Genomic DNA, 22,266 nt, shown 5'->3' on the forward strand with positions numbered 1-22,266 from the left:
ACCCCAGACCTCGCGGCGTCAGCTGCCGATAACTACAGGAGCTCGAGATGGATGACCAGTTGATTTGTGCCGGACGCACCGTGATCGTGACCGGCGCCGGCCGTGGCATCGGCCGCGCCCACGCCCTCGCCTTCGCCGCAGCGGGCGCCCGCGTGGTGGTCAACGATGTAGGCACCGCCCTCGACGGCGCGGCGACCACGGAAACCCCCGCCCAGCAGGTCGTGGACGAGATCGAAGCAGCCGGTGGCGAGGCCGTCGCCAACTACGACGATGTCGCCGACTGGGAGGGCGCGCGCCGGCTGATCCGTCAGGCCGTCGACACCTTCGGCGGCCTGGACGTCCTGGTCAACAACGCCGGCTTCGTCCGCGACCGCATGCTGGTGAACCTCGGCGAAGACGAGTGGGACGCCGTAGTCCGCGTGCATCTCAAGGGCCACTTCGCCACCATGCGGCACGCGGCCGAGTACTGGCGAGGCGAGTCGAAGGCGGGCCGCCCGGTCGACGCCCGCGTGATCAACACCAGCTCCGGCGCCGGCCTGCAGGGCAGTGTCGGTCAGGGTAATTACGGTGCGGCCAAGGCGGGTATCGCTGGTCTCACACTGACCGCGTCGGCCGAGTTCGGCCGGTACGGCGTGACCGTGAACGCCATCGCCCCCGCCGCCCGCACCAGGATGACCGAGACGGTCTTCGCCGACACCATGACCGCCCCCGACGCGGGCTTCGACGCGATGGCCCCGGAGAACATCTCGCCGCTGGTCGTCTGGCTCGGCAGCACCGGATCCGCCGGGGTGACCGGCCGGATGTTCGAGGTAGAAGGCGGAAAGGTCGCGCTGGCGCAGGGCTGGATGCACGGCACCCCGGTCGATCGCGGCGCTCGCTGGAACCCTGCCGAGCTGGGTCCGGTCGTCAAGGAACTGATCGAGAAGAGCACTCCGCCGGAGCCGGTTTACGGCGCATAGCAAACTTTGAGGCGTGCGGCCGGGGAAATGTCCCCGGCCTGCGCTTATGGCATGTCACACACGTCCAGGGGGCTGGACGACTCTTGCTCTCCTCTGCGGGGTGGGGGGCGTGGGTTTACTATGGGCTACTGTTCGTCGATCCCGGAATGTGTCGCGACCGGGGGTAATTCTGCGCTGAAAAACTAAGGGGATGATCTAGCGCATGGCCATTGGTCGCATGTTGCGCGTATTTGCCGCTGCGAGTGTGCTGGCCGGCTGTGCGCTGTTAGGGCCCGCGGTCGCCATGGCCGCCCCGGAAAAGCCACCAACACCTGCCGCGCAGGCGCCCGGTAGCGGGAGCAGCGGGCAGGGGAACGGCAGCGGGGGCAATGGTGGTCAGAGCACCCCCACTCCCAAGCCCAGTGAGCTGAGCCTGCCCGGCCAGGGCAATGGTCAAGGCCAGAACCAGGGCAACGGCCAAGCGACCGCTCCCGACCCGGCTGTCGCCGGTAACCCGCAGTCGGGCGCCCCGGTCGCCGGCGACAGCGAATGGACGCCGCTCACCATCCCCGGCCAGTCCAGCGAAGACGTTCCCAAGCAGGAAGTGGCAGGCCCCCTCTCCGGTTCGGCAGCCGCAGGCTCCGCCGCGGCTGGCGCGGGCTCGGCAGCCGCGGGCGTGGTCCTCGGTACCGGCTCGGCGGGCCTCGGCGTGCTACTCGGCACCGGTTCGGCGGGCCTCGGAGTAGTGCTCGGTACCGGTTCGGCAGGCGCGGCCGCCATCCTCGGTACCGGCTCGGCTGGCGCGGCCGCTGTGCTCGGTACCGGCTCCGCAGGTGCCGCCGCCGTGCTCGGTACGGGTTCGGCCGGCGCCGCCGCGGTACTCGGTACCGGCTCGGCCGCGGTCGGCTCGGCCGCTGCGGGCACCGGCTCGGCCGCCCTCGGCGCGGGCTCGGTTGTCCTCGGAACAGGTTCCGCCGCAGTCGGTTCCGCCGCTGCCGGTTCCGCGGCGGTGGGTTCCGCGGGCGCGGGTTCGGCCGCTGTGGGTTCGGCCGCTGTGGGTTCGGCGGCAGTCGGATCGGCCTCGCCCCTGCTGTTGCTGTTGATCCCGATCCCCTCGGTCCCGGCCGCACCGGCCCTTCCCTCGATCGCGATCCCGCCCACGCCCGCTGTCCCCGGCGTTCCGAATATCGCTGTGGCAGTACCTATTCCGGCTGCCGCGCCGCCCGCGGCGGAGGCGCCCGCCCCGGCCGCACCTCCGCCCGCCGCGGCAGCACCCGCACCGGCGGCCAAGCCGAACCACGAGTTCAAGCCGACCAGTGACAACAGTGGCCTCCCGGAACCCGAACTCCTGTCGGTGATCGGCGGCCTGATCGCGCTGACCCTGGCCGGAACCGGTTCGGGCGCAGTGAGTTTCCAAGGTGCCGCGGCAGCCCAAGCGCGGGTGAACGCGGCGCGTGCCGAGTTCTTCGGACCGAGGTCGTGAGGGGATCTTCGATGAGTAAGAGCAAGACCCAGAGCACCTCCCGGTCCTATCGCCGAGTCGCCGCCGCCGTCGACGCGGTGTGCGCGGTGGCCGCCGACTCCGACGCCACCAGCCTCGACGAGGTGGTGCACGCCATCTCGCTGGAACGCAAGCGCGAGATCGAGATCACCAGCGCGAACCTCGGCCCCGGCGTGTGCGGTCAGCGCCGGTTCTATCCCGAACGCGACATCATCGTGCTCGCCGATGCCCTGCCGAGTCGCGATCACACCCTCGCGCACGAATTGGGTCATATCGTCTTCGACCACGAAGGTGCGCCCGCGGTCGAGACGACCCTCGAGGTGAGCGACGACCTGATCGCCTACATGCTCAGCCAGCGCGCCCACGCGCAGATCGTCGACGACGGCGCCGACGACCTCGCCGAATGGGAAGCCGAGACCTTCGCGGCCATGCTCATGACGCGCCTGCGCGTATTCAGCAACCGGGGCGCAGGCGTCTCGGTCCTTCGATTCGATGAGGCACTCGGATGACACTCTGGTTGACAGCCCTGCTGGTCTGGGTTGCCGCGGGTGCGCGAGTGGGTCGCGTGCTGGTGAAGCCCGCGACGACCGCCCGCGTGGCCATCGTCGTCGCGGTCGCCGCCGTGGCACTCGCGGTCACCGTCGCCATCCCCGAGATGGCGGTGGCCATCGACAACCTGATGAAGGGCGGTGTGCACAGCGGCTGGCTGTCCACCGGCATCGTGATCTCCGCCTGGATCCTGTTCACCACGGCCACCTCGGTGGTGGCCTCGGCCGCCTGGCCGGTGGTCTCGCGGCGCAACCTGCGCCAGGTCGCGATGGTCGTGTACGGCATCGGCGCGGTCGCGATCGCGATCACCCTGGCGTGGTCGTTCACCTTCGGCTGGATCACCGTCGCGCTCGGCGCGGTCTTCATCGTGACCACCGGTCTGCGCAACCTGGACTGGACCATCCTCGGCCGCGGCATCGCCATCTACATCACCGGCACCGCTCTGGTCGCGGTGCTCGCCGTCGCCAACGTGGGCCGCGCCTTCCAGCACGCCGAGCCGACACCCCCCAACGAACCGCTGTGGGGCTGGGTCGCCTGGGAGATCGCGGCGCTGCTGATCGCGCTCGGCGCCGTGTCGATCGTGATCGAGCTGTGGTGGCGGGCCAAGGTCCTGCTGCGCAAGATCAGGCCGCTGCACCAGTTGATGGTCGGCCGGTTCCCCGAGGTGGTCGCGCCCGAGCAGAACGCCACCTCGGCACAGCTCAAGGCCTCCGATCACATAGCTCAGGTGATGGACGCGCTGTATCTGCTCTCGGGCAGCGGCATCGTCATCCCGGCGGCCGGAGAGCCGCCGAACTCGGTACCGCGGCGGGCCGCGGTGGTGGCCGAATGGGCGCGAAATCCGTTGGGGGACTTGTTCGTTGACGCGCGCTGGATCGCGCCGCCACCCACTGTGAGCCCCAGGGGCTGGGTGCTGGCGCTGGCGAGCCAGTACGAGAACGCGGTGGCCGCCGCGAAGACGACACCGCAGAACGCCGCTACGTCGAGCTGACACGAAGCGCAGAAAACGGGCCTGAGCTGGTGGTTTCCACCGTCTCAGGCCCGTTGTCTGCGTATCCGATGTTTTACGGCCGTACCCAGGACACCATCAGGTGCGTCAGGCCGGCCGATGCGTGGATCCTATTCCGTTCCGTCCGGAGGAACTTCGGGCAAGCCTTCGCTGGCCCGCAACTTCTCCGCCATCGAGGTGAGTAGATTCTGAGATTCTTCGGACAGGTCGAATGCCCTACTCGACAGTCGACGAAGTCCGTAACCCTGCAGCTGCGCGAGCAGCTCCAGGTCATGATCGATCTTGGCCGCGTAGATATCGTTGAAGAAGTAGTCAGGCTTGACCTTGAAGAACTTCGCCAGGGCGGCCACCGTCTCATCGGACGGATTCGTTCGTTGTCCCGACCGCAACTGCGAGAGATACGGCTTCGAGATCGGATGCCCGGAGGCAGTCAGCGCAGCCGCAACCTCTGCGTTGGTGTGCGGCTTGCGCCCCGGGGGATGCACGGTTTCGAACAGCTTGTTCAGCCGCGCCGCGAAATCAGCCATTGTGAGCCGCCCAATTCCCTTCACTGTACTAACAGTCGTTATCTCGGATACGTATCATTGATATTAGCGGCTCAGTAACTGAAAACCTACGCCTGATTGGGGATTTCTCTACGATTTCCGTCGCTCACCTGCGTGCAGGGGCTGCGGTGGTCGCGTTTGCGGGTCGCGCCAACGACTCTTGTGGAGCGTGGGGGTACCCGGGTTCGTGCCCGTCGCAGGGTTCTTCCGCCATGCAGGCATGATAGCCCAAAGATAGCTGACATCTCATCTTCCCCCTGGCCCCCGTAACTTTGTGGCGTACGACACGTTCCGGGCGCCCTGGGATGAATGTTCAACCTGGGCGCCCGGTTTCGGTCTGTCTCAGTCTACAGGCGTTCGATGATGGTGCCGGTCGCGAGTGCGCCACCTGCGCACATCAGCACCATGGCGGTGCCCTGACCTGTGCGTTCGAGTTCGTGTAGCGCGGTCGTGATCAATCGCGAGCCGGTAGAACCGACAGGATGCCCGATTGCAATCGCACCGCCGTTGACATTTACCCGTTCCATGTCAGGTTGATGTACGGAAGCCCACGAAAGTGCGACGGACGCGAATGCTTCGTTGATCTCGAAAACATCGATATCGCCAATCGACATTCCGGAGCGCTCGAGCAGCCGGGTGCACGCCTGTACCGGGCCATCCAGATGGAACTCCGGCTCGGAGCCCACGAGTACCTGGGTGTGAATCCGCGCGCGCGGGCGCAAACCCTTTCGGCGCGCGACATTTTCGTCCATCAGCAGGACCGCGGCGGCACCGTCGGAGATCTGCGACGAAGTGCCCGCGGTATGGATGCCATCCGCCATGACAGGCTTCAGCGCGGACAGCCCTTCGATGGTGGTCGCGCGCAGGCCCTGGTCGCGGGTGACCTCCAGCTTCTCCCCGGTGGCCACGCCCTCGCTGTCGAGCACCGGCGCCGAGACCGGAAGCACCTCGCGGTCGTAGCGGCCCTCGGCCCAGGCCTTGGCGGCCAATTGCTGTGAGCGCAAGCCGAATTCATCGATATCGGACCGGGTGATCCCGCGCCTGCGGGCGATGCGCTCTGCGGCGCCGAACTGATCGGGCAGGTCGATCGACCACGACGCGGGCCGGCGCGGCCCCGCCTCGGTGCCGACATTGGCGCCCAGCGGTACCCGGCTCATCGCCTCGACGCCACACGCGATGCCGACGTCGATCGCGCCCGTGGCGATGAGGCCGGCGACGAGGTGGTTGGCCTGCTGGGCCGAACCGCACTGGGCGTCGATCGTGGTCGCGCCGGTCTGCCACGGCAGACCCGCGTGCAGCCAGGCCACGCGGGTGACGTTGTTGGACTGCTCGCCCGCCTGGGTGACGCAGCCGCCGATCACCTGCTCGACCTCGGCCGGGTCGAGTCCCGCCCGGTCGAGCAGTCCGCGCTGGGCCAGACCGAGCAGTTCGGCGGCGTGTAAGCCCGCGAGTTGCCCTCGGCGTTTGCCGATCGGGGTCCGCACGGCCTCGACGATCACGGGTGTGCCCATCTGATTCTCCCTCGTAACTGCAACAGGTTCTGATATTGAGCTCAGGGTAAAACCGCGAGGTTCTTCCGTCGCGGCGACCGCTATGCTTGAATGATTATAGAACGTGTTTCAGTTTGTCGAAGGAGACATCTGGTGGTAGATCCGAGCACCGAACAAGCCGACCACGCCCACACCGCGGGTCGGCCGAACCTGCCGGACGGGTTCGACGTTACCGACCCCGCTATCTACGCCGAGCGCGTTCCGACGGAGGAGTTCGCCGAGCTGCGGCGTTCGGCGCCGATCTGGTGGAACCCGAAGTCGCCCGACGTCGGTGGCTTCCACGACGACGGCTTCTGGGTGTTGAGCAAGCACGCCGACGTGAAAGAGGTATCGCGTCGCAGCGACGTCTTCTCGACGTATGAGAACACCGCGATCCCGCGCTTCAACGACGACATCCAGCGCGAGCAGATCGAACTGCAGCGCTTCGTCATCCTCAACAAGGACGCCCCGGAGCACACCAAGCTCCGCAAGCTGATCGCCAAGGGTTTCACCCCGCGCGCGGTCAACGGCCTGCGCGCCGAACTGTCGGCGCGCGCGGAGAAGATCGTGAAGGCCGCCGCCGAGTCGGGTTCGGGTGACTTCGTCACCCAGGTCGCCTGTGAGTTGCCGCTGCAGGCCATCGCCGAACTGATCGGTGTGCCGCAGGAGGACCGGATGAAGGTCTTCGAGTGGTCCAACGACATGACCGGCTACGACGATCCCGACAATGTGGACGTCGACCCGGTCGCCGCGTCGATGGGTCTGCTCGGCTACGCCTACCAGATGGCCGAGGCCAGAAAGGCCTGTCCGGCAGACGATCTGGTGACCACGCTGATCGAGGCCGACGTCGACGGTGAGGCGCTCACGCCGGAGGAGTTCGGCTTCTTCGTGATCGTGCTCGCCGTCGCGGGCAACGAGACCACGCGCAACGCCATCAGCCACGGCATGATCGCCTTCATGGAGAACCCCGACCAGTGGGAGCTGTTCAAGAAGGAACGCCCGGCCAGCGCGGTGGACGAGATCATTCGCTGGGCCACCCCGGTCACCTCCTTCCAGCGCACCGCGCTCGAGGACACCGAGCTCAATGGTGTGCAGATCAAGAAGGGGCAGCGTCTGGTGATGCTGTACCGGTCGGCCAATTTCGATGAGGACGTCTTCGAGGACCCGGACACGTTCAACATCATGCGCGAGGACAACCAGCATCTCGCCTTCGGTGGCACCGGCGCGCACTTCTGCGTCGGCGCGAACCTGGCCCGGCTCGAGATCGACTTGATCTTCAACGCGATCGCCGACCACCTGCCCGACATCACCAAGATCGGCAAGCCGAGGCGGCTGCACTCGGGCTGGCTCAATGGCATCAAGGAACTCCCGGTCGACTACAAGACCGCCGGTTGCCCTGTCGCGCACTGAGTAGCGATTCGACGAGAACAGCCCGAGACCGAAAGGTCCCGGGCTGTTCTGGCGTTTATCGCTAGACGGGGCGCGTGGTCGCGACCGCGCGGTCGACTTCCCAGAAGGCACGCAGGGCGGCGATCTTGCCCTCCGCGTCGACCTTGTAGGTGAACACACCCTCGGCGTCGATGACGTGGCCGGCCATCGTGGTGCGGATCAGCCCGGTGAAGGCGATTTCATTGCCGCAGGCGAAGGAGTCCTCGAAGCGGAATTCGATGGACTCGGTCAGGGCGATGGCCTTGTCCCAGAAGGCGCCGATGGCCTCGTGACCGCGGTGGCCGACGCCCTCCGGATCGAAACCCGAAGGGCCGACCGGATCTTCGACGATGCCGTCCGCGGCGAACAAGGCGACCCAGGCCGCCCGGTCCTTGGCTTTGACCGCGGCCTGGGAGGCAAGGCCCGCGGCGCGGGCAGTGCGTTCGATGGTGGTCATTGGTGCACCTTCGCGATGATGGGGTCGGCGATGTACTTCTCGGCGAACTTGCGCAGCGAGTCCTGCTTGGCCGCCAGCTCGCCGTCGAACCCGATACCGTCGGACAGCCATGGCACCACGATGTTGTCGGTGACGCCCGCATCGGCCAGGTCCTGATAGCCGTCGCGACCGAACTTGTCGATGCAGACCGACTGGATCTCGAACGGCACCTCCGACCGGCCGTATTCGGCGCGGAGATCGCGCAGCGTGCCGATGGTGGTGACGAGGTCGTCGAATTTCATCATCGCCGAGGTCCAGCCGTCACCGATGCGGGCGGCCCGGCGCAGCGCCGGACCGGTGTGCCCGCCGATGTAGAACGGCACCGGCTCGCTCGGTGCCGGACTCATCTGCAGCTGGTCGAAATCGAAGAACTCGCCGTGGAATTCGACCATGCCGCCGTCGAGGACGAGCCGGATGACCTCGATCATCTCGTCGACCCGAGCGCCACGGCGCGCGTAGGGAACTCCGCACCATTCGAATTCCTCAGGTGCCCAGCCGATTCCGATGCCGAAGCCGAACCGGTTGCCCGACATGTTGGCGATCGAGCCGACCTGGCGGGCCAGCAGCAGCGGATTGCGCGAGCCGAGCTTGAGGACATTGGTGTAGAACCGCAGCTTGGTGGTGACCGCCGCCATGGACGCGGCGGCGATCAGCGGATCCACCCACGGAGTTTCCGGGCCCCAGAAGCGGCTGCCGTCCGGGGTGTACGGGTAGTCGGCGGCCTGCGACTTCATGTAGAACAGCGAGTCGGGCAGTCCGATCGAGGTGAATCCGCATTCCTCGGCCGTCTTGGCCAGCTCGGTGAGCTGATCCAGCGGACTCAGTGCGATCCCGAGGGTGAACTTCATTCCGGACGCTCGCTTCCGACAACCCACATCGAGAAGTACTGGGAGCCACCGCCATACGCGTGGCCGAGCGCCTTGCGCGCGTTCTCGACCTGGTACGCGCCCGCCCGGCCCATCACCTGCTTGGCCGCCTCGGCGAACCGGATCAGGCCAGAGGCGCCGATCGGGTTGGACGAGAGCACGCCGCCCGACGGATTCACCGGGATGCGCCCGCCGATCTCCGTCTCGCCCTTGTCGGTGAGCTTCCAGCCGTCGCCCTCGGCCGCGAAGCCGAGATTCTCCAGCCACATCGGCTCGAACCAGGAGAACGGCACGTAGATCTCGGCGACGTCGATCTCCTCGAGCGGGTCGGTGATCCCCGCGGCCGTCCACAGCGCGGCGGCCGCGTCGCGACCCGCCTGCGGGTTCACCTGGTCGCGGCCGGAGAAGGTGGTCGGCTCGGTGCGCATCGCGGTGCCGTGCACCCAGGCGACCTTCTTGCCCTGCGCCTCGACCGCCGCGGCGGCCTCGGCATTGCCGATCACCAGGGCGCAGGCGCCGTCCGACGACGGGCAGGTCTCGTCGAAACGGATCGGGTCCCACAGCATTTGGGAGGCCAGCACCGATTCCAGGGTGATGTCGGGCTGGTGCAGGTGCGCGAGCGGGTTCTTCGCGCCGTTGCGCCGATCCTTCACCGCGACCATGGCGCCGATGTGCATCGGGGCGTTGGAGCGGCGGATGTAGGAGCGCACGTGCGGAGCGAAGTAGCCACCGGCGCCCGCGCCGACCGGCATGGTGAACGGCACCGGAATCGACAACGCCCACATGGCGTTCGACTCCGACTGCTTCTCCCATGCGATGGCCAGGACCTTGCCGTGCACGCCCGCCTGCACCAGGTTGGCGGCGACAACGCCGGTCGACCCACCGACCGAGCCCGCGGTGTGCACGCGCAGCAGCGGCTTGCCGATCGCGCCGAGGGCTTCGGCGAGGTACAGCTCGGGCATCATCACGCCCTCGAAGAAGTCGGGGGCCTTGCCGACCACGACGGCGTCGATCTCGTCGATGGTCAGGCCCGAGTCTTCGAGCGCTCGGTCAATCGCTTCACGGCACATGCCCGCCATGGACACGTCCGTGCGCTTCGTCACGTGATGAGTTTGGCCGGTGCCGAGCACCGCGGCGGGGAAGCTCATCGTGCCTCCGATTCCAGAACGGCGACCAGGTTCTGCTGCAGCGCGGGGCCGCTGGTCGCATGAGCGAGGGTCCGGTTGGCGGTGCCGGAGAAGATGGCCTTGGCGGCGTTGCCGATTCGCTCCAAGCCCGCCGCGAACATCGGGTTGCCCGCGAGCGCACCGCCGGACGGGTTGACCGTGGTATCGGGGGACAGGCCGATCGCCTCGGCCAGAATCAGCTGCTGATGGCTGAACGGCGCGTGCAGCTCGGCCAGGTCGAAGGTGGTGTCACCACCGGTCGCGGCCGCGGCGGCCCTGGTGGTGGATGGCGAGCGGGTCAGGTCGCGGCCACCGAGCGCCTGTGCGTCGATATTGTGCGCGATGCCGGTGATCCACGCCGGGCGCGCACTCAGCTCCCTGGCGCGATCGCCGACCGCGAGCACGATCGCGGCGGCACCGTCGGTGATCGGGGCGATGTCGTGCGCGCGCAGTGGGTCGGCGACATACGGTGCGGCGAGCAGGGATTCGATGTCACCGCCGGTGACGGCGGCCATCTCCTGCTCGGTCCAGCGGCCCGCGTCCAGCCCCGCGCGTGCCTGCAGGCCCGCGACCGAGACAGCGTCGGGCCACAGCGGGCCGACCAGATACGGGTCGAGCTGCCTGGTCAGCACCTGACGCAGCGTGCCCGCCGACGACTTGCCGAAGCCGTACACGAGCGCGGTCTGCGCCTGGCCGGAAACCAGCTTCACCCACGCCTCGTAGAGCGCCCACGCGGCGTCCATCTCCACGTGCGACTCGTTGATCGGCGGCACCGCGCCGATCGCGTCGACCGCGGAAATGAACGAGAAGGCCCGCCCCGCAAGGTAATCCGAGGATCCGGAACACCAGAAGTCGATGTCGGTCTTGGTGATGCCGAGATCGGCGTAGAGCTGCTGGAAGCACGGCACGAGCATCTCGACGCCGTTGGTGGTGCCGAAGGTCTCCGGCACATGCGGTGCGTGGGCGAACCCGACCACCGCGATTTCTGGTGTACTCAACGTCGCCTCTCTACAGGTGGTGCTGATAGGACTCGTACGAGGCATCGGGCTCGCCGGTCGGCCGGAAGTGGTCGATATTGGCCAGCGCGTGGCCCCACTCCTCGCGGGGCTTCCACACGGCCTCGACCCGCATGCCCATCCGCACCTCGGCTGCGTCGCAGCCGAGAACCAGGTGCAGGAACGGGATGTCGGCGCCGTCGAGGAGCACGTAGGCGGCCACATACGGCGGCTTGATCCGCTGGCCGAGGAACGGCACATTGACGATGCAGAAGGTGGTCACCGTGCCCTTGTCCGGCAGTTCGACCAGATCGTTGGTCGGCGTGCCGTCGGTCGGGTTGGCGCCACGCGGCGGGAAGTACACCCGGCCGCCCGCTTCGGAGCGGCCGCCGATCAACTTGCCCTCGGCGAGGCCGCGCAGGTAGACGCTCTCCTGCGGCGAGGCGGTGTGCTTGTAGCTCATGTCGACGGGTGTGGTCAGCACGGTCACCGGCTCGGCGGTGTCCTCGGGTGGTGCGGCGGCCACGGTGGCCTCGCCCGGCTCGAAGCAGGCGATGTCGTGAATCGTGCCGGTGCGCTCTTGCGCCCACCGCACGCGTACCCGCATCCCGGTGCTCACCTGGCTCGGGTCGGTCACGTCCAGCGCGTGCAACATCGCCGTGTCGGCCCCGTCCAGCTGGACTAGGGCCCACGCGAACGGCCGGTCGAACGGCTGCCCTGGCAGCGTGTCGGCCACCCATGTCCACGACTTCACCGTGCCGGTCGTCTCGACCTGGACCAGCTCGGCCAGCGGGGCCGAGGTGATCGGGTCGTATTCCTGCGCCGGCACCAGAATCCGGCCGTCGCTGCCGCGGACGCCGAGTATCCGGCGTTCGCGCAGTCCGGTCAGAAAGGCGCCGATGACAGGTCCGACGGATCTGGTGTAGTCGAACTGCACCCGTAGGGGTGCACTCAATACTTCCACTGCGGTATTCCCCTGGGTCACGATATCGAGTAGAACAGGTTCTTATTCTGCTCGCAAGGATTCGCCGAAAGGGCGCCGATCATGAAATTCGGATTGCAACTCGGATACTGGGGCGCGCAGCCCCCCGCCAACGCGGGTGAGCTGGTGATCGCGGCCGAGGAATCGGGCTTCGACGCCGTGTTCGCGGCGGAGTCCTGGGGCTCGGACGCGTTCACGCCGCTGGCCTGGTGGGGTTCGTCCACCGAGCGCGTGCGGCTCGGCACCTCGGTCGCGCAGATGTCGGCCCGCACACCCGCGGCGGCCGCGATGCACGCGCTCACGCTGGATCACCTCAGTGGCGGCCGGGCCATTCTCGGACTCGGTGTCTCCGGTCCGCAGGTGGTGGAGGGCTGGTACGGACAGCCCTTCGCGCAGCCGCTGCGGCGCACGCGCGAGTACGTCGACATCGTGCGCAAGGTGCTGGCACGGCAGGCGCCGGTGACGTCGGACGGCAAGCACTACGGCCTGCCGTACACCGGCCCCGGAGCGACCGGTCTCGGTAAACCGCTCAAGCCGATCGTGCATCCGCTGCGCGCTGATCTGCCGATCTGGCTGGGTGCGGAGGGTCCGAAGAATGTCGCGCAGACCGCCGAGATCGCCGACGGCTGGCTCGCGATCTACTACGCACCGCGCCTGGCAGGCATGTACAACGAATGGCTCGACGAGGGCTTCGCCCGGGCGGGCGCCCGCCGTTCGCGCGCGGATTTCGAGATCGCGGCGAGCGCGCAGGTGGTGATCACCGATGATCCGGCGGGCGAGATCGAGCGGATGCGCTGGGTGAGCGCGCTCTACATCGGCGGGATGGGAGCGCCCGAGCTGAATTTCCACGCCCAGGTCTACAAGCGGATGGGCTACGGCGCCGAGGTGGACGAGATCTCCGCGCTGTTCCAGGCGGGGCGCAAGGCCGAGGCCGCGGCGGCGGTGCCCGACGAGCTGATCACCGACACCGCGATCTTCGGCGACGAGGCCCACGTCCGCTCCCGGTTGAAGGAATGGGAGGACGCGGGCGTGACGATGATGCTGATCTCGGTGTCGGATCCCGAACAAATGCGTCGGCTCCAACCCCTTGTCACTATGTAGAACACGTTCTAAATTCGAGGGGTGAGCCAGCAGACAACGGAAGTCCTCGGACTGTGGAATATCGCCGCGACGGATCCCGAGCGGATCGCCGTCGTCGACCCGGACGGCAGGGAGATCACCTACCGAGAATTGGCCACCCTGGCCAACCGCTACGCCAACGGGCTACGCGGCATCGGATTACAGACCGGCGACGTCGTTGTCAGCATGCTGCACAATGGCGTCGAGGCGATCGCCGCGTATTTCGCCGCCTATCAGGCGGGGCTGTACATCGTCGCGGTGAACTGGCATCTGACCGCGCCGGAGATCGCCTACATCCTCGGTGACAGTGACGCCGCGGCGTTCCTCGCCAGCGAGCGGTTCGCGGCCACCGCCGCCGAGGCCGCCGACCTCGCCGAACTACCAGAGAACGCCCGGTTCGCGGTCGGTACGGTGCCGGGCTTCCGGCCGGTGTCGTGGCTCGGCGCCGCCGATACCGGCAGGCCCTCGGACCGTTCGGTCGGTGCGCCGATGCTCTACACCTCGGGAACCACGGGGCGACCCAAGGGTGTTCGCCGCCCGCTCACCGGCGCCGATCCCGATGAGGTTCCCGCGCCGAACAAGGCGTTCTTCAGCCTGTTCGAGCTGGCCCCCTACGACGACCACGTGCACATCTGCGGCTCGCCGCTCTATCACACGGCCGTGCTGAACTTCTCGACCATCTCGATCCAGTTGGGGCACAAGCTGGTGCTGATGGATCGGTGGGATGCCGAGGACATGCTCGGGCTGATCGAGCGCCACAAGGTGACTCACAGTCACATGGTGCCCACCCAGTTCCACCGCCTGCTCGCCCTGCCCGATGACGTGCGCGCCCGCTACGACGTGTCCTCGCTGCGCAGCATGGTGCACGGCGCGGCGCCGTGCCCGCAGCAGACCAAGCGCCGGATGCTCGACTGGTGGGGACCGGTCGTCACCGAGTACTACGCGGCCACCGAGGGCGGCGGCACGGTGATCAACGGCACCGAGTGGCTGTCCAAGCCGGGCTCGGTCGGCAAGGCCTGGCCGTGGTCGGTCATCAAGATCCTCGACGAGACCGACGGCACCGAACTGCCCGCGGGCAAAGAGGGCATGGTCTACATGCGGATGGGCGCCTCGAGCTTCGAGTACCACCACGCCAAGGAGAAGACCGAGGAGTCGCGTGTCGGTGACCTGTTCACCGTCGGCGACATCGGCTACCTCGACGAGGACGGCTATCTGTTCCTGTGCGACCGGCGCTCGGATCTGATCCTGTCCGGTGGCGTGAACATCTACCCGGCCGAGATCGAGGGCGTGCTGATGAGCCACCCGAAGGTGGCCGACGTCGCGGTTCTCGGTGTACCGGACCCGGATTGGGGCCAGCAGGTGAAGGCGTTCGTGCAGCCGGTCGAAGGGCTGGCCGAGGAAGACTTCACCGCCGAACTCCTGGAATTCGCCGCCGGTCAGCTCGCGAAGTACAAGCTGCCCCGCACGGTGGAATACCGTGCGGAGCTGCCCCGTGATCCCAACGGAAAGCTGTACAAGCGCCGTCTGCTCTGAATTCTCTTCCCGCTCAGACGGGCTCGCGCCACTCCGGCTCGAGCCCGAAGAGCGGGAACAGGCGCTGGGTGTCGAGGAAGAAGTTGAGGCCGGCGATGGTGTCGCCCTCGAGTTCGAGCACCGTGATCGACCACGGCACCCAGACGCCCGGCTCCTCGCTCGGCTTGTAGTGGCCGAAGGCGGGCGAACCGTTGGCACCGACCAGCGGCACCATCCGCGAATTGCGGCACGCGGCGCCCGTGCTGAGCATGAACGCGGCCACGTTCTCCGGGCCCGAGATCCAGAGATCGAACGGCGGCATCGACAGCGCCACATCGGCTTTGAGCAGGGTGGTCAAGGCATCCATGTCGTAGGCCTCGAATGCGGTGACGAAATCGTCGATCAGCTTGCGCTGATCGGGATCGGTCTCGTCGAAGCTGTCGGCCACCTTCGGCTGCACCTTCGACATGGTGGCCCTTGCTCGCTGCAGCGCGCTGTTCACCGACGCGGGCGACATCATCAGCGCCTCGGCGGTCTCGCCCGCGGAGAACCGAAGCACCTCGCGCATGATCAGGATCGCGCGCTGGGTGGCGGGCAGATGCTGGCAGGCCGCGACGAAGGCGAGGCGCAGCGTGTCTCTGGTGGAGGCGTGTTCGGCCGGGTCGGCGCCGAAGGCGAGCCCGTTCGGGATCGGCTCGATCCATACGTAATCGGGCTGGGGCATGGGCAGCGGTGAATCCGGGCGGCCCGGCCCGTTGAGATCCATCGGTCTGGCGCGGCTCTGTGGACGGTCGAGCATGTCGAGACAGATATTGGTGGCGATCTTGTACAGCCACGAGCGCAGACTCGCGCGACCCTCGAAGGAATCGTAGGAGCGCCAGGCTCGGGTGAAGGTTTCCTGCACCGCGTCCTCGGCCTCGAACGAGGAGCCGAGCATGCGATAGGCATACGCGCACAACTCGCGCCGATGCGTCTCGAATTCGGCGAGTACAGCGGGATCGGGGCCGGTGGTGGCGGTTGTGGCGTCGCTCATAGTTTCACGATGCCACAGGGGTCCGACAGCTGACAGGGGTGAAAACGAACTATCTCGATTCGCGAAGTTTGCGTGGTTGCGATGAATCCGGGTTCGCCGTCGCGTCTACATGTTCGAGACCGCAACGACGCCACGAAAGGCTGATCCCATGAGCAACAAGATGATCTTCATCAACCTCCCCGTCGCCGACCTCGACCGCTCGAAGAGCTTCTACGAGGCGCTGGGCTGGAAGGTGAACGAGGACTTCACCGATCAGAACGCGGCCTGCATCGTCGTCGACGACAACATCTGCTTGATGCTGCTGACCAAGGACTTCTTCACTACGTTCAGCAAGCGCCCGATCGCTGATACCAGTGGTGCCATCGGTGCTGCTTACGCGTTGTCGCTCGGCAGCGCGGCGGAGGTTGATTCGCTTACCGACGCGGCCGTGGCGGCGGGCGGGACCGAGGAGACCAACGATGACAAGAAGGCTCAGGAGGCCCAGGTCGGTATGCACGGGCGTACGTTCATCGATCCTGATGGGCACCAGTGGGAGCCGTTTTACATGGATTACCCGGGGGCGTAGGGGTTGGTGGTCCCGGGGCGGGTTGTCTGGCAGGGCTTCGGGGTTTGGGTAGTCCTGGAGGCACTGGCTGTGTTTTTGGAGCGCTGGCGCGCTCGAGCGCGGCCCCTGGGGGGCCGCGAGTTAGCCACCGTTGCTGGCGGCTGCGCCGCGGACGCAACGGCGGCTAACTCGCGGCCGGGCCGCTACGCCGCTTCGCGGCGGACCCTCCTCGAGGTCGGGTCGTGCGGGGCTGGGAGTGCGGTCATGGCGGACCTGGGGTTTACGAGTGTGGCTGGTAGTGCGGAAGGTCGCGGACCTGGGGTTTACGAGTGTGGCTGGTAGTGCGGTAGGTCGCGGACCTGGGTGTGGTCGTGCGCTGGTAGTGCGGTCGGTCGCGGACCTGGGGTGTGGTGGCGTTTTAGGTGCCGGTGAAGTTCGGTTTGCGCTTCTCGGCGAAGGCTCGGGGGCCTTCCTTGGCGTCGGCCGATCTGAAGACCTCGATGCCGATCTTCGCCTCGATGGGGAACGCCTCGTTCTCCGGCATGGCCTCGGTTTCGCGCAGGGTGCGCAGCATCGCCTGGACGGCGAGCGGGCCGTTGTCGGCGATCTGGCCTGCCAGCGCCAAGGCCTTGTCGAGGGCGGTTCCGTCGGGGACGACGTGTCCGATCAGGCCGATCTCCTTGGCCTCGGCGGCGGTGATATGCCGACCGGTCAGCAGCAGATCAGTGGCCACCGTGTACGGGATCTGCCGGGCCAGCCGCACCGCGGAACCACCGAGCGGGAACAGGCCCCAGCGGGCCTCGGAGACACCGAACTTGGCGCTCTCCCCGGCCACGCGCAGGTCGGTGCCCTGCAGGATCTCGGTGCCACCGGCGATGGCCGGGCCCTCGACCGCCGCGATCAGCGGCTTGGCCAGTCGCCGCCCCTTCAGTAGCGCGGGCAGGTAGGCCGGGTCCCAGCTGCCGGAGGACGCGGTGTCTCCTGGATGCTGCGAGCTCATCGCCTTCAGATCCATCCCCGCGCAGAAGGCCCCGCCCGCGCCGGTGAGGATCGCGACGCGGATGTCGGGATCGCTGTCCACCTGGTCCCAGGCGTCGAGCATGATCGCCATCATCTCGCTGGACAGGGCGTTGCGCGCCTCCGGCCGATTCATGGTGACGATGAGGACATGGTCGCGTTTCTCGACCAAGCAGTGGGCCATCTGAATTCTCCTGACGATCTGGTCTTGTCAGAAACAGTAACACGTTCTATTTTTGTCCTTGTGAGCTACAACATAGCCGATCTCGTCGAACATGCCGTCGACTTGATGCCCGACCGGATCGTGCTGGTCGGCGAGCATCGAGAGTCGACCTACGCCGAACTAGAGGAGCGGGCCAACAAACTGGCCCACTACCTGCTGGAACAGGGTGTGCGTCCCGGCGACAAAGTCGGAATCTATTCCAGGAACACCGTCGAGGCCGTCGAAGCGATGGTGGCCGTCTTCAAGGCGCGGGCGGTGATGATCAATGTCAATTTCCGCTATGTCGAGAACGAGCTACTGCACATCTTCGACAACTCCGACATGGTGGCGCTGATCCACGAGCGCCGCTACACCGACAAGGTGGCGGCGGTGCGGGACAAGGTGCCCGCCCTGAAGACGGTGATCGTCGTCGAGGACGGCACCGATGGCCCCACCGGCGCGGACACCGTGGAGTACGAAGCGGCGCTGGCCGGTTCGTCGGGTGAACGCGACTTCGAGGAACGCTCGCCTGACGACATCTACATGCTCTACACCGGCGGCACCACCGGCCTGCCCAAGGGCGTGATGTGGCGGCACGAGGACGTCTGGCGCGTCCTCGGCGCCGGCATCAACTTCGTCACCGGCGAGTACGTCAAGGACGAGTGGGAGCTGGCCAAGGTCGGCGCGGCCAACCCGCAGATGGTGCGCTTCCCGATCCCGCCGATGATCCACGGCGGCTCGCAGTGGGCCACCTTCCACAGCCTGTTCGGCGGTGGCAAAGCCGTGATGATTCCCGAGTTCAGCGGGCACGGGGTGTGGCAGGCCGTCGACAAGCACGGCATCAACCTGATCTTCATCACCGGTGACGCGATGGCGCGCCCGATGCTCGACGCCCTCGCCGAAGGCAACCCGGAAACCGGTGAGCCCTACGACCTTTCGACCCTGTACGTGCTGGCCAGCAGTGCGGCACTGTTCTCGCCCTCGCTCAAGGACAAGTTCCTCGAGGTGCTGCCCAACCGGATGATTTCCGACTCCATCGGCTCCTCGGAGACCGGATTCGGCGGCCTCTCGCTGGTCGCCAAGGGTGCCACCCACACCGGTGGTCCCCGGGTGAAGATCGACGCGGCCACCCAGGTGCTCGACGAGGACGGCAACCCGGTCGAAGCGGGTTCCGGCGTCGTCGGCCTGCTGGCCCGCAGCGGCCACATCCCGCTCGGCTACTACAACGACGAGGTCAAGTCAGCCGCGACGTTCAAGGAGATCAACGGCGTTCGCTTCGCGATCCCCGGTGACTACGCGCGCGTCGAGGAGGACGGCTCGGTCACCATGCTCGGCCGCGGTTCGGTGAGCATCAACAGCGGTGGCGAGAAGATCTACCCCGAAGAGGTGGAGGGCGCCCTCAAGGCCCACCCCGAGATCTTCGACGCGCTGGTGGTCGGTGTCGAGGACGAGCGCTGGGGTCAGCGGGTCTGCGCGGTCGTCCAGTGTCGCGGCGAGAACCGCCCCACCCTGGCCGACCTGAAACCGATCCTCACCCAGGAGATCGCGTCGTACAAGCAGCCACGCAGCCTGTGGTTCGTCGACGAGATCAAGCGCTCGCCCGCGGGCAAGCCGGACTACCGCTGGGCCAAGTCCCAGACCGACGAGCGTCCTGCGGATGAGCACGCGGAGGCAGGCTCGGCGTAGTACCGGCTCCACACGAACAAGCCCGCCCGGCAGCGTCGCCGGGCGGGCTTTCGTCGTGTTCGAAACGTTGTGGTCAACCGGGTTCCGGTCAGCGATTGCCGAGTTCTGAGAGTTGGTAGGCCAATCGGCCACGCACCACGGGGATGCGGCTGAGAAAACGCAGGGCGGTGTTGCGCGCGAAGCGGATCGGCGCGGACTGGAGAGTGGCCATCGTGGTCATGCGATCGGTGAACGCCACGACGTCGAGGGCGATCGGCCTGCGGACGGTTTCATAGGTATCGAGGATCGAATCAGGTTCGCCTGCGGTGACTTTCGTCAGCAGGGTGGCGAGTAGGGCGGCGTCCTGGACGCCGGTGTTCATGCCCTGGCCGCCTGCTGGGCTGTGCACGTGGGCGGCGTCGCCTGCCAGGAAGATGCGGCCGGCGCGGTAGTGGTCGGCTACGCGGTGGTGGACGCGGAAGCGGGAGCTCCACAGGATCTCGTCGACTCGGATGTCGCCTGCGGGGCCGCGCGCGTTCATGAGGGTCTGGACGTCGTCGAGGGTGGGGTGTTCGGGGGCCTCGTCGACGGTGGCCACGACGCGGTAGCGGTTGGCCTCGTCGTCGGGGAGGGGGGCGACGACGGTGACGCCTTCGGGGGAGAGGTGCAGTGAGACCTCGGTGCGTGGGGTCGGCCAGCTCATGCGGACGTCGGCCAGGATGAACGACGCGGGGTAGGTGTCGCCGGTGAAGCCGATGCCTGCATACTCGCGCACGACGCTGTGCATGCCGTCGGCGCCGATGACGTAGTTGGCCCTGATCGCGCCTTGCCGGTCGTGCTCATCGGTGTATTCGACCGTCACGCTGCCGTTTTCGCCGGTGACGCGGGTGACGGTGAGCGGCCGGCGCACGGTGCCGCCCAGCTTGTGCAGTCGATCGAGCAGCACCTGCTCGGTGACGTCCTGCGGCACCATCAGCGTGTACGGGAACGCGGTGGGCAGATCGCCGAATCCGATGGTGGCCAACGTCTTCGCCCCGTCGTGCAGCCTGAACATCGGCACCTTGATCCCGCGTTCGACGAGTTCACTCGCGATGCCGAGGTCATCGAGCACCTCGAGCGTCCTGGCATGCACTACCGCGGCCCGAGAAGTGTTGGCGCCCTCGCCGAGTCGATCGATGAGCACGTGGTCGATGCCGGCTTCGGCGAGCACGATCGCGGCGGTGAGCCCGGCGGGACCCGCGCCCACGATGACGACGGAGGTGGTTTCGGGCACTGAGGTGGCGGCCATTTCGACTCCTGGTCAACGCTTTTGCCAACGCTTGTAGGCGCAACGGTAACGTGCCCCGGATGAGGGTCGACCGGAATCGTTCGGGATTCAGCCAGGCCAGTGGTCAGTGCTTCAAGGCGGTGGCGAGGCGGGATGCGATCTCGGGAACATCGACAACTGTGCCACTGGCGACGTCGATCATGAGGTCGTAGGCGAGGTCTTCGTCGAGAGAGCTCGTGTCGATGCCGTTGTGGGCCAGGAATACGATCGCGCCTGCGATGGCAAGGCGTTTGTTGCCGTCGACGAGTGGAGGGTTACCTGCGATCGAATGCAGGAGCGCTGCGGACTTCTGCCAGATGCCCGGATAGGCGTCGGTGCCGAACACCGTAGTTGCCGGGCGTGCAGCCGCCGACGCGAGCAGTCCCGCGTCGCGTACGACGTACAGCCCTGCCACATCCTCGGCGATTGCTCGCAGGTCGGCGACCGTGAGGTAGTAGATCTCCGCTTCGCTCACTCGGCGAGCCTGTCGAGCAGGCTCCTGTGACGCTTGGCGAATTGTCGCGATAGTGCGCGGACTTGGCTGTCTGCGGTCTCGGCCATCGAGTCCGGCACCACCGCCGCTACGCGGCGGCCATGGCGGGTCAAGTGCACGACGGTGCCGCCCTCGGCGGCCGCGATCACTTCAGCGAGGCGCTCCCTGGCTTCACTTACCGGGAGCTCCCAGTTCTCAGGCGAGGGGGCTGCAGTCATGCCTAGAATTGTACATCTTCGCCGACAGTTCGTACGAACTGTCGGCGAAGGGGGCTAGCTCGCCAGTTCCGTGCCGAGGGCGAGGAGATGGGGAGTCGCGCCGCCGAGGGCGAATTCGTTGTGCTTGGCGGCGGTGAAGTAGTTGTGGGTGATGTGGTCGCGGTCGATGCCGAGGCCGCCGTGCACGTGGACGACGGTGTGGGCGACCTTGTGGCCTGCCTCGGCGGCCCAGAACTTGGCGATGTGGATGGCCTCGGCGGCGGGGAGGTCCTCCGAGAGACGCCAGGCGCCCTGGGTGACCGTGAGGCGCAGGCCGCCGATGTCGATGTAGGCGTCGGAAAGGCGCTGGGCGACGGACTGGAAGGAGCCGATCGGCTTGCCGAACTGTTCGCGGGTGCGGGTGTGCTCGGCGGTCAGTTCGAGTGCGCGTTCCAGGGTGCCGAGTTGCAAGGCGGACAGGCCCAGCCAGGCGTGTTCACGCAGCCAGGTGAGGATGTCGGCGCCCGCCTCGATGGTGCCGAGCAGGTGGGCCGGCGTGGCGGCCAGCTCGACGACGAATTCGGGGCTCAGGTCGACGACCTGCTGGGCGGTACGGGTCACCGAGGTGTGCTCCGGATCGATCACGAAGACGCCGACACCATGGGAAGTGATGGCGGGCACCAGGATTCGCTCGGCCCGGTCCGCGTAGGGAACGGTGGTCGCGGTACCGGTGAGCGTCCACGCGGCACCGGCGGTCTCGGCGACGATGCCGGGAGCGTCGGTGGTGGCGCGCAGTTCCTCGGCGAGCGCGGCGGTGAGCACGACCTCGCCCGCGCCTGCTCGCGCGGCCAGCGCCTGCTGATCGGCGTCGCCGAACTTCGCCAGCGCGCCCGCACCGAGGACGATCGACGACAGATAAGGCACCGCCGCGACGACGCGGCCGAGTTCACGCAGGATCGCGGTCTGCTCGAGCATGCCGAAATCGCTGCCGCCCAGGGCTTCCGGCAGCGCGGCGGCCAGCACGCCGGTCTCGGCGAGCGACTTCCAGAGCTGCTCGTCGAAGCGGCCCGCGGTGTCCAGTTCGCGCAGACGGTCGGCGGTGACGAGCTTCGCGCAGATCTCGCCGGTCAGCCGGGCGAGATCGGTCTGGGCTTCGGTAGGGGTGAAATCCATG

Annotated in this window: 22 protein-coding genes; 9 read left to right on the forward strand and 13 right to left on the reverse strand. The window is 67.3% G+C overall.

What is annotated here, in order from left to right:
* Positions 1-47 precede the first annotated feature (47 nt).
* From ACWZHB_RS30820 to ACWZHB_RS30835, 4 genes are all read left to right on the forward strand, one after another.
* Positions 48-959, forward strand: coding sequence for an SDR family oxidoreductase (locus ACWZHB_RS30820; protein ID WP_427905244.1), 912 nt, complete (start codon positions 48-50; stop codon positions 957-959).
* A gap of 202 nt (positions 960-1,161) precedes the next feature.
* Complete coding sequence (locus tag ACWZHB_RS30825; protein ID WP_427905245.1) at positions 1,162-2,421, forward strand: hypothetical protein; 1,260 nt, start codon at positions 1,162-1,164, stop codon at positions 2,419-2,421.
* Between the two features lie 11 nt (positions 2,422-2,432).
* Complete coding sequence (locus ACWZHB_RS30830) at positions 2,433-2,948, forward strand: ImmA/IrrE family metallo-endopeptidase (RefSeq protein WP_378631659.1); 516 nt, start codon at positions 2,433-2,435, stop codon at positions 2,946-2,948.
* Positions 2,945-3,979 carry a hypothetical protein gene (locus ACWZHB_RS30835; RefSeq protein WP_427905246.1) on the forward strand — a complete coding sequence of 345 codons (1,035 nt, stop codon included), beginning with the start codon at positions 2,945-2,947 and terminating at the stop codon, positions 3,977-3,979. The genes ACWZHB_RS30830 and ACWZHB_RS30835 overlap by 4 nt, the downstream gene beginning before the upstream one ends.
* Positions 3,980-4,107: 128 nt before the next feature.
* Here the strand turns inward: ACWZHB_RS30835 and ACWZHB_RS30840 are convergent, their stop codons facing one another.
* Both ACWZHB_RS30840 and ACWZHB_RS30845 read right to left on the reverse strand, forming a co-directional pair.
* On the reverse strand, positions 4,108-4,524 hold the full coding sequence (locus ACWZHB_RS30840) for a helix-turn-helix domain-containing protein (RefSeq protein ID WP_033244044.1): 417 nt from the start codon (positions 4,522-4,524) through the stop codon (positions 4,108-4,110).
* 365 nt (positions 4,525-4,889) lie between these two features.
* The gene (locus ACWZHB_RS30845) at positions 4,890-6,053 is read right to left on the reverse strand and encodes a steroid 3-ketoacyl-CoA thiolase (protein WP_427905247.1); all 1,164 of its coding nucleotides are present in this window, start codon (positions 6,051-6,053) and stop codon (positions 4,890-4,892) included.
* 132 nt (positions 6,054-6,185) lie between these two features.
* Here ACWZHB_RS30845 and ACWZHB_RS30850 point away from each other — a divergent pair, with 132 nt between their 5' ends.
* Entirely contained in the window at positions 6,186-7,481 is a 1,296-nt protein-coding gene (locus ACWZHB_RS30850; protein WP_427905248.1) for a cytochrome P450, read from the forward strand.
* 61 nt (positions 7,482-7,542) lie between these two features.
* Here ACWZHB_RS30850 and ACWZHB_RS30855 read toward each other — a convergent pair whose 3' ends face one another.
* From ACWZHB_RS30855 to ACWZHB_RS30875, 5 genes are read right to left on the reverse strand one after another with little or no spacing between them, the layout of a single operon-like run.
* Positions 7,543-7,956, reverse strand: a complete 414-nt coding sequence (locus tag ACWZHB_RS30855) for a nuclear transport factor 2 family protein (protein ID WP_427905249.1) — start codon at positions 7,954-7,956, stop codon at positions 7,543-7,545.
* The gene (locus ACWZHB_RS30860) at positions 7,953-8,843 is read right to left on the reverse strand and encodes a TIGR03619 family F420-dependent LLM class oxidoreductase (RefSeq protein WP_427905250.1); all 891 of its coding nucleotides are present in this window, start codon (positions 8,841-8,843) and stop codon (positions 7,953-7,955) included. The genes ACWZHB_RS30855 and ACWZHB_RS30860 overlap by 4 nt, the downstream gene beginning before the upstream one ends.
* Positions 8,840-10,009, reverse strand: coding sequence for a thiolase domain-containing protein (locus tag ACWZHB_RS30865; protein ID WP_427905251.1), 1,170 nt, complete (start codon positions 10,007-10,009; stop codon positions 8,840-8,842). Before ACWZHB_RS30865 ends, ACWZHB_RS30860 begins: the two co-directional genes overlap by 4 nt.
* A complete protein-coding gene (locus ACWZHB_RS30870; protein WP_427905252.1) occupies positions 10,006-11,025 on the reverse strand; it encodes a thiolase domain-containing protein in 1,020 nt (339 codons plus the stop codon). The genes ACWZHB_RS30865 and ACWZHB_RS30870 overlap by 4 nt, the downstream gene beginning before the upstream one ends.
* Positions 11,026-11,035: 10 nt before the next feature.
* Entirely contained in the window at positions 11,036-12,007 is a 972-nt protein-coding gene (locus ACWZHB_RS30875; RefSeq protein WP_427905253.1) for a Zn-ribbon domain-containing OB-fold protein, read from the reverse strand.
* A gap of 60 nt (positions 12,008-12,067) precedes the next feature.
* Between ACWZHB_RS30875 and ACWZHB_RS30880 the strand changes: the two genes are divergently transcribed.
* Positions 12,068-13,105, forward strand: a complete 1,038-nt coding sequence (locus ACWZHB_RS30880) for an LLM class F420-dependent oxidoreductase (RefSeq protein WP_427905254.1) — start codon at positions 12,068-12,070, stop codon at positions 13,103-13,105.
* A gap of 21 nt (positions 13,106-13,126) precedes the next feature.
* On the forward strand, positions 13,127-14,656 hold the full coding sequence (locus ACWZHB_RS30885; protein WP_427905255.1) for an acyl-CoA synthetase: 1,530 nt from the start codon (positions 13,127-13,129) through the stop codon (positions 14,654-14,656).
* A 13-nt stretch (positions 14,657-14,669) separates the two neighbouring features.
* Here ACWZHB_RS30885 and ACWZHB_RS30890 read toward each other — a convergent pair whose 3' ends face one another.
* Entirely contained in the window at positions 14,670-15,668 is a 999-nt protein-coding gene (locus tag ACWZHB_RS30890) for a sigma-70 family RNA polymerase sigma factor (RefSeq protein ID WP_427905256.1), read from the reverse strand.
* A gap of 148 nt (positions 15,669-15,816) precedes the next feature.
* Between ACWZHB_RS30890 and ACWZHB_RS30895 the strand changes: the two genes are divergently transcribed.
* On the forward strand, positions 15,817-16,233 hold the full coding sequence (locus tag ACWZHB_RS30895) for a VOC family protein (RefSeq protein WP_427905257.1): 417 nt from the start codon (positions 15,817-15,819) through the stop codon (positions 16,231-16,233).
* 397 nt (positions 16,234-16,630) lie between these two features.
* Here the strand turns inward: ACWZHB_RS30895 and ACWZHB_RS30900 are convergent, their stop codons facing one another.
* The gene (locus ACWZHB_RS30900; RefSeq protein WP_427905258.1) at positions 16,631-17,413 is read right to left on the reverse strand and encodes a crotonase/enoyl-CoA hydratase family protein; all 783 of its coding nucleotides are present in this window, start codon (positions 17,411-17,413) and stop codon (positions 16,631-16,633) included.
* Between the two features lie 60 nt (positions 17,414-17,473).
* Here ACWZHB_RS30900 and ACWZHB_RS30905 point away from each other — a divergent pair, with 60 nt between their 5' ends.
* Positions 17,474-19,117 carry an acyl-CoA synthetase gene (locus ACWZHB_RS30905; RefSeq protein ID WP_427905259.1) on the forward strand — a complete coding sequence of 548 codons (1,644 nt, stop codon included), beginning with the start codon at positions 17,474-17,476 and terminating at the stop codon, positions 19,115-19,117.
* Between the two features lie 88 nt (positions 19,118-19,205).
* Here ACWZHB_RS30905 and ACWZHB_RS30910 read toward each other — a convergent pair whose 3' ends face one another.
* The 4 genes from ACWZHB_RS30910 to ACWZHB_RS30925 all read right to left on the reverse strand — a co-directional run bounded on the left by ACWZHB_RS30910 (position 19,206) and on the right by ACWZHB_RS30925 (position 22,265).
* On the reverse strand, positions 19,206-20,384 hold the full coding sequence (locus ACWZHB_RS30910; protein WP_427905260.1) for an FAD-dependent monooxygenase: 1,179 nt from the start codon (positions 20,382-20,384) through the stop codon (positions 19,206-19,208).
* 103 nt (positions 20,385-20,487) lie between these two features.
* Positions 20,488-20,877: a type II toxin-antitoxin system death-on-curing family toxin gene (locus tag ACWZHB_RS30915; RefSeq protein WP_427905261.1), complete on the reverse strand. Its 390-nt coding sequence runs from the start codon at positions 20,875-20,877 to the stop codon at positions 20,488-20,490.
* Positions 20,874-21,113 (reverse strand): type II toxin-antitoxin system Phd/YefM family antitoxin, encoded by a 240-nt coding sequence (locus tag ACWZHB_RS30920; protein ID WP_427905262.1) that lies wholly within the window; start codon positions 21,111-21,113, stop codon positions 20,874-20,876. Before ACWZHB_RS30920 ends, ACWZHB_RS30915 begins: the two co-directional genes overlap by 4 nt.
* Positions 21,114-21,167: 54 nt before the next feature.
* Entirely contained in the window at positions 21,168-22,265 is a 1,098-nt protein-coding gene (locus ACWZHB_RS30925; RefSeq protein ID WP_427905263.1) for an acyl-CoA dehydrogenase family protein, read from the reverse strand.
* Position 22,266: the final 1 nt, after the last annotated feature.

It is taken from the genome of Nocardia sp. FBN12 (assembly GCF_054031145.1).

Excerpts from the sequence above, each read along its gene's own strand:
- ACWZHB_RS30820 (WP_427905244.1), top strand. The coding sequence starts at position 48 with ATGGATGACCAGTTGATTTGTGCCGGACGCACCGTGATCGTGACCGGC.
- ACWZHB_RS30825 (WP_427905245.1), top strand. The coding sequence starts at position 1,162 with ATGGCCATTGGTCGCATGTTGCGCGTATTTGCCGCTGCGAGTGTGCTG.
- ACWZHB_RS30830 (WP_378631659.1), top strand. The coding sequence starts at position 2,433 with ATGAGTAAGAGCAAGACCCAGAGCACCTCCCGGTCCTATCGCCGAGTC.
- ACWZHB_RS30835 (WP_427905246.1), top strand. The coding sequence starts at position 2,945 with ATGACACTCTGGTTGACAGCCCTGCTGGTCTGGGTTGCCGCGGGTGCG.
- ACWZHB_RS30840 (WP_033244044.1), bottom strand. The coding sequence starts at position 4,524 with ATGGCTGATTTCGCGGCGCGGCTGAACAAGCTGTTCGAAACCGTGCAT.
- ACWZHB_RS30845 (WP_427905247.1), bottom strand. The coding sequence starts at position 6,053 with ATGGGCACACCCGTGATCGTCGAGGCCGTGCGGACCCCGATCGGCAAA.
- ACWZHB_RS30855 (WP_427905249.1), bottom strand. The coding sequence starts at position 7,956 with ATGACCACCATCGAACGCACTGCCCGCGCCGCGGGCCTTGCCTCCCAG.
- ACWZHB_RS30860 (WP_427905250.1), bottom strand. The coding sequence starts at position 8,843 with ATGAAGTTCACCCTCGGGATCGCACTGAGTCCGCTGGATCAGCTCACC.
- ACWZHB_RS30865 (WP_427905251.1), bottom strand. The coding sequence starts at position 10,009 with ATGAGCTTCCCCGCCGCGGTGCTCGGCACCGGCCAAACTCATCACGTG.
- ACWZHB_RS30880 (WP_427905254.1), top strand. The coding sequence starts at position 12,068 with ATGAAATTCGGATTGCAACTCGGATACTGGGGCGCGCAGCCCCCCGCC.
- ACWZHB_RS30890 (WP_427905256.1), bottom strand. The coding sequence starts at position 15,668 with ATGAGCGACGCCACAACCGCCACCACCGGCCCCGATCCCGCTGTACTC.
- ACWZHB_RS30895 (WP_427905257.1), top strand. The coding sequence starts at position 15,817 with ATGAGCAACAAGATGATCTTCATCAACCTCCCCGTCGCCGACCTCGAC.
- ACWZHB_RS30900 (WP_427905258.1), bottom strand. The coding sequence starts at position 17,413 with ATGGCCCACTGCTTGGTCGAGAAACGCGACCATGTCCTCATCGTCACC.
- ACWZHB_RS30910 (WP_427905260.1), bottom strand. The coding sequence starts at position 20,384 with ATGGCCGCCACCTCAGTGCCCGAAACCACCTCCGTCGTCATCGTGGGC.
- ACWZHB_RS30920 (WP_427905262.1), bottom strand. The coding sequence starts at position 21,113 with ATGACTGCAGCCCCCTCGCCTGAGAACTGGGAGCTCCCGGTAAGTGAA.
- ACWZHB_RS30925 (WP_427905263.1), bottom strand. The coding sequence starts at position 22,265 with ATGGATTTCACCCCTACCGAAGCCCAGACCGATCTCGCCCGGCTGACC.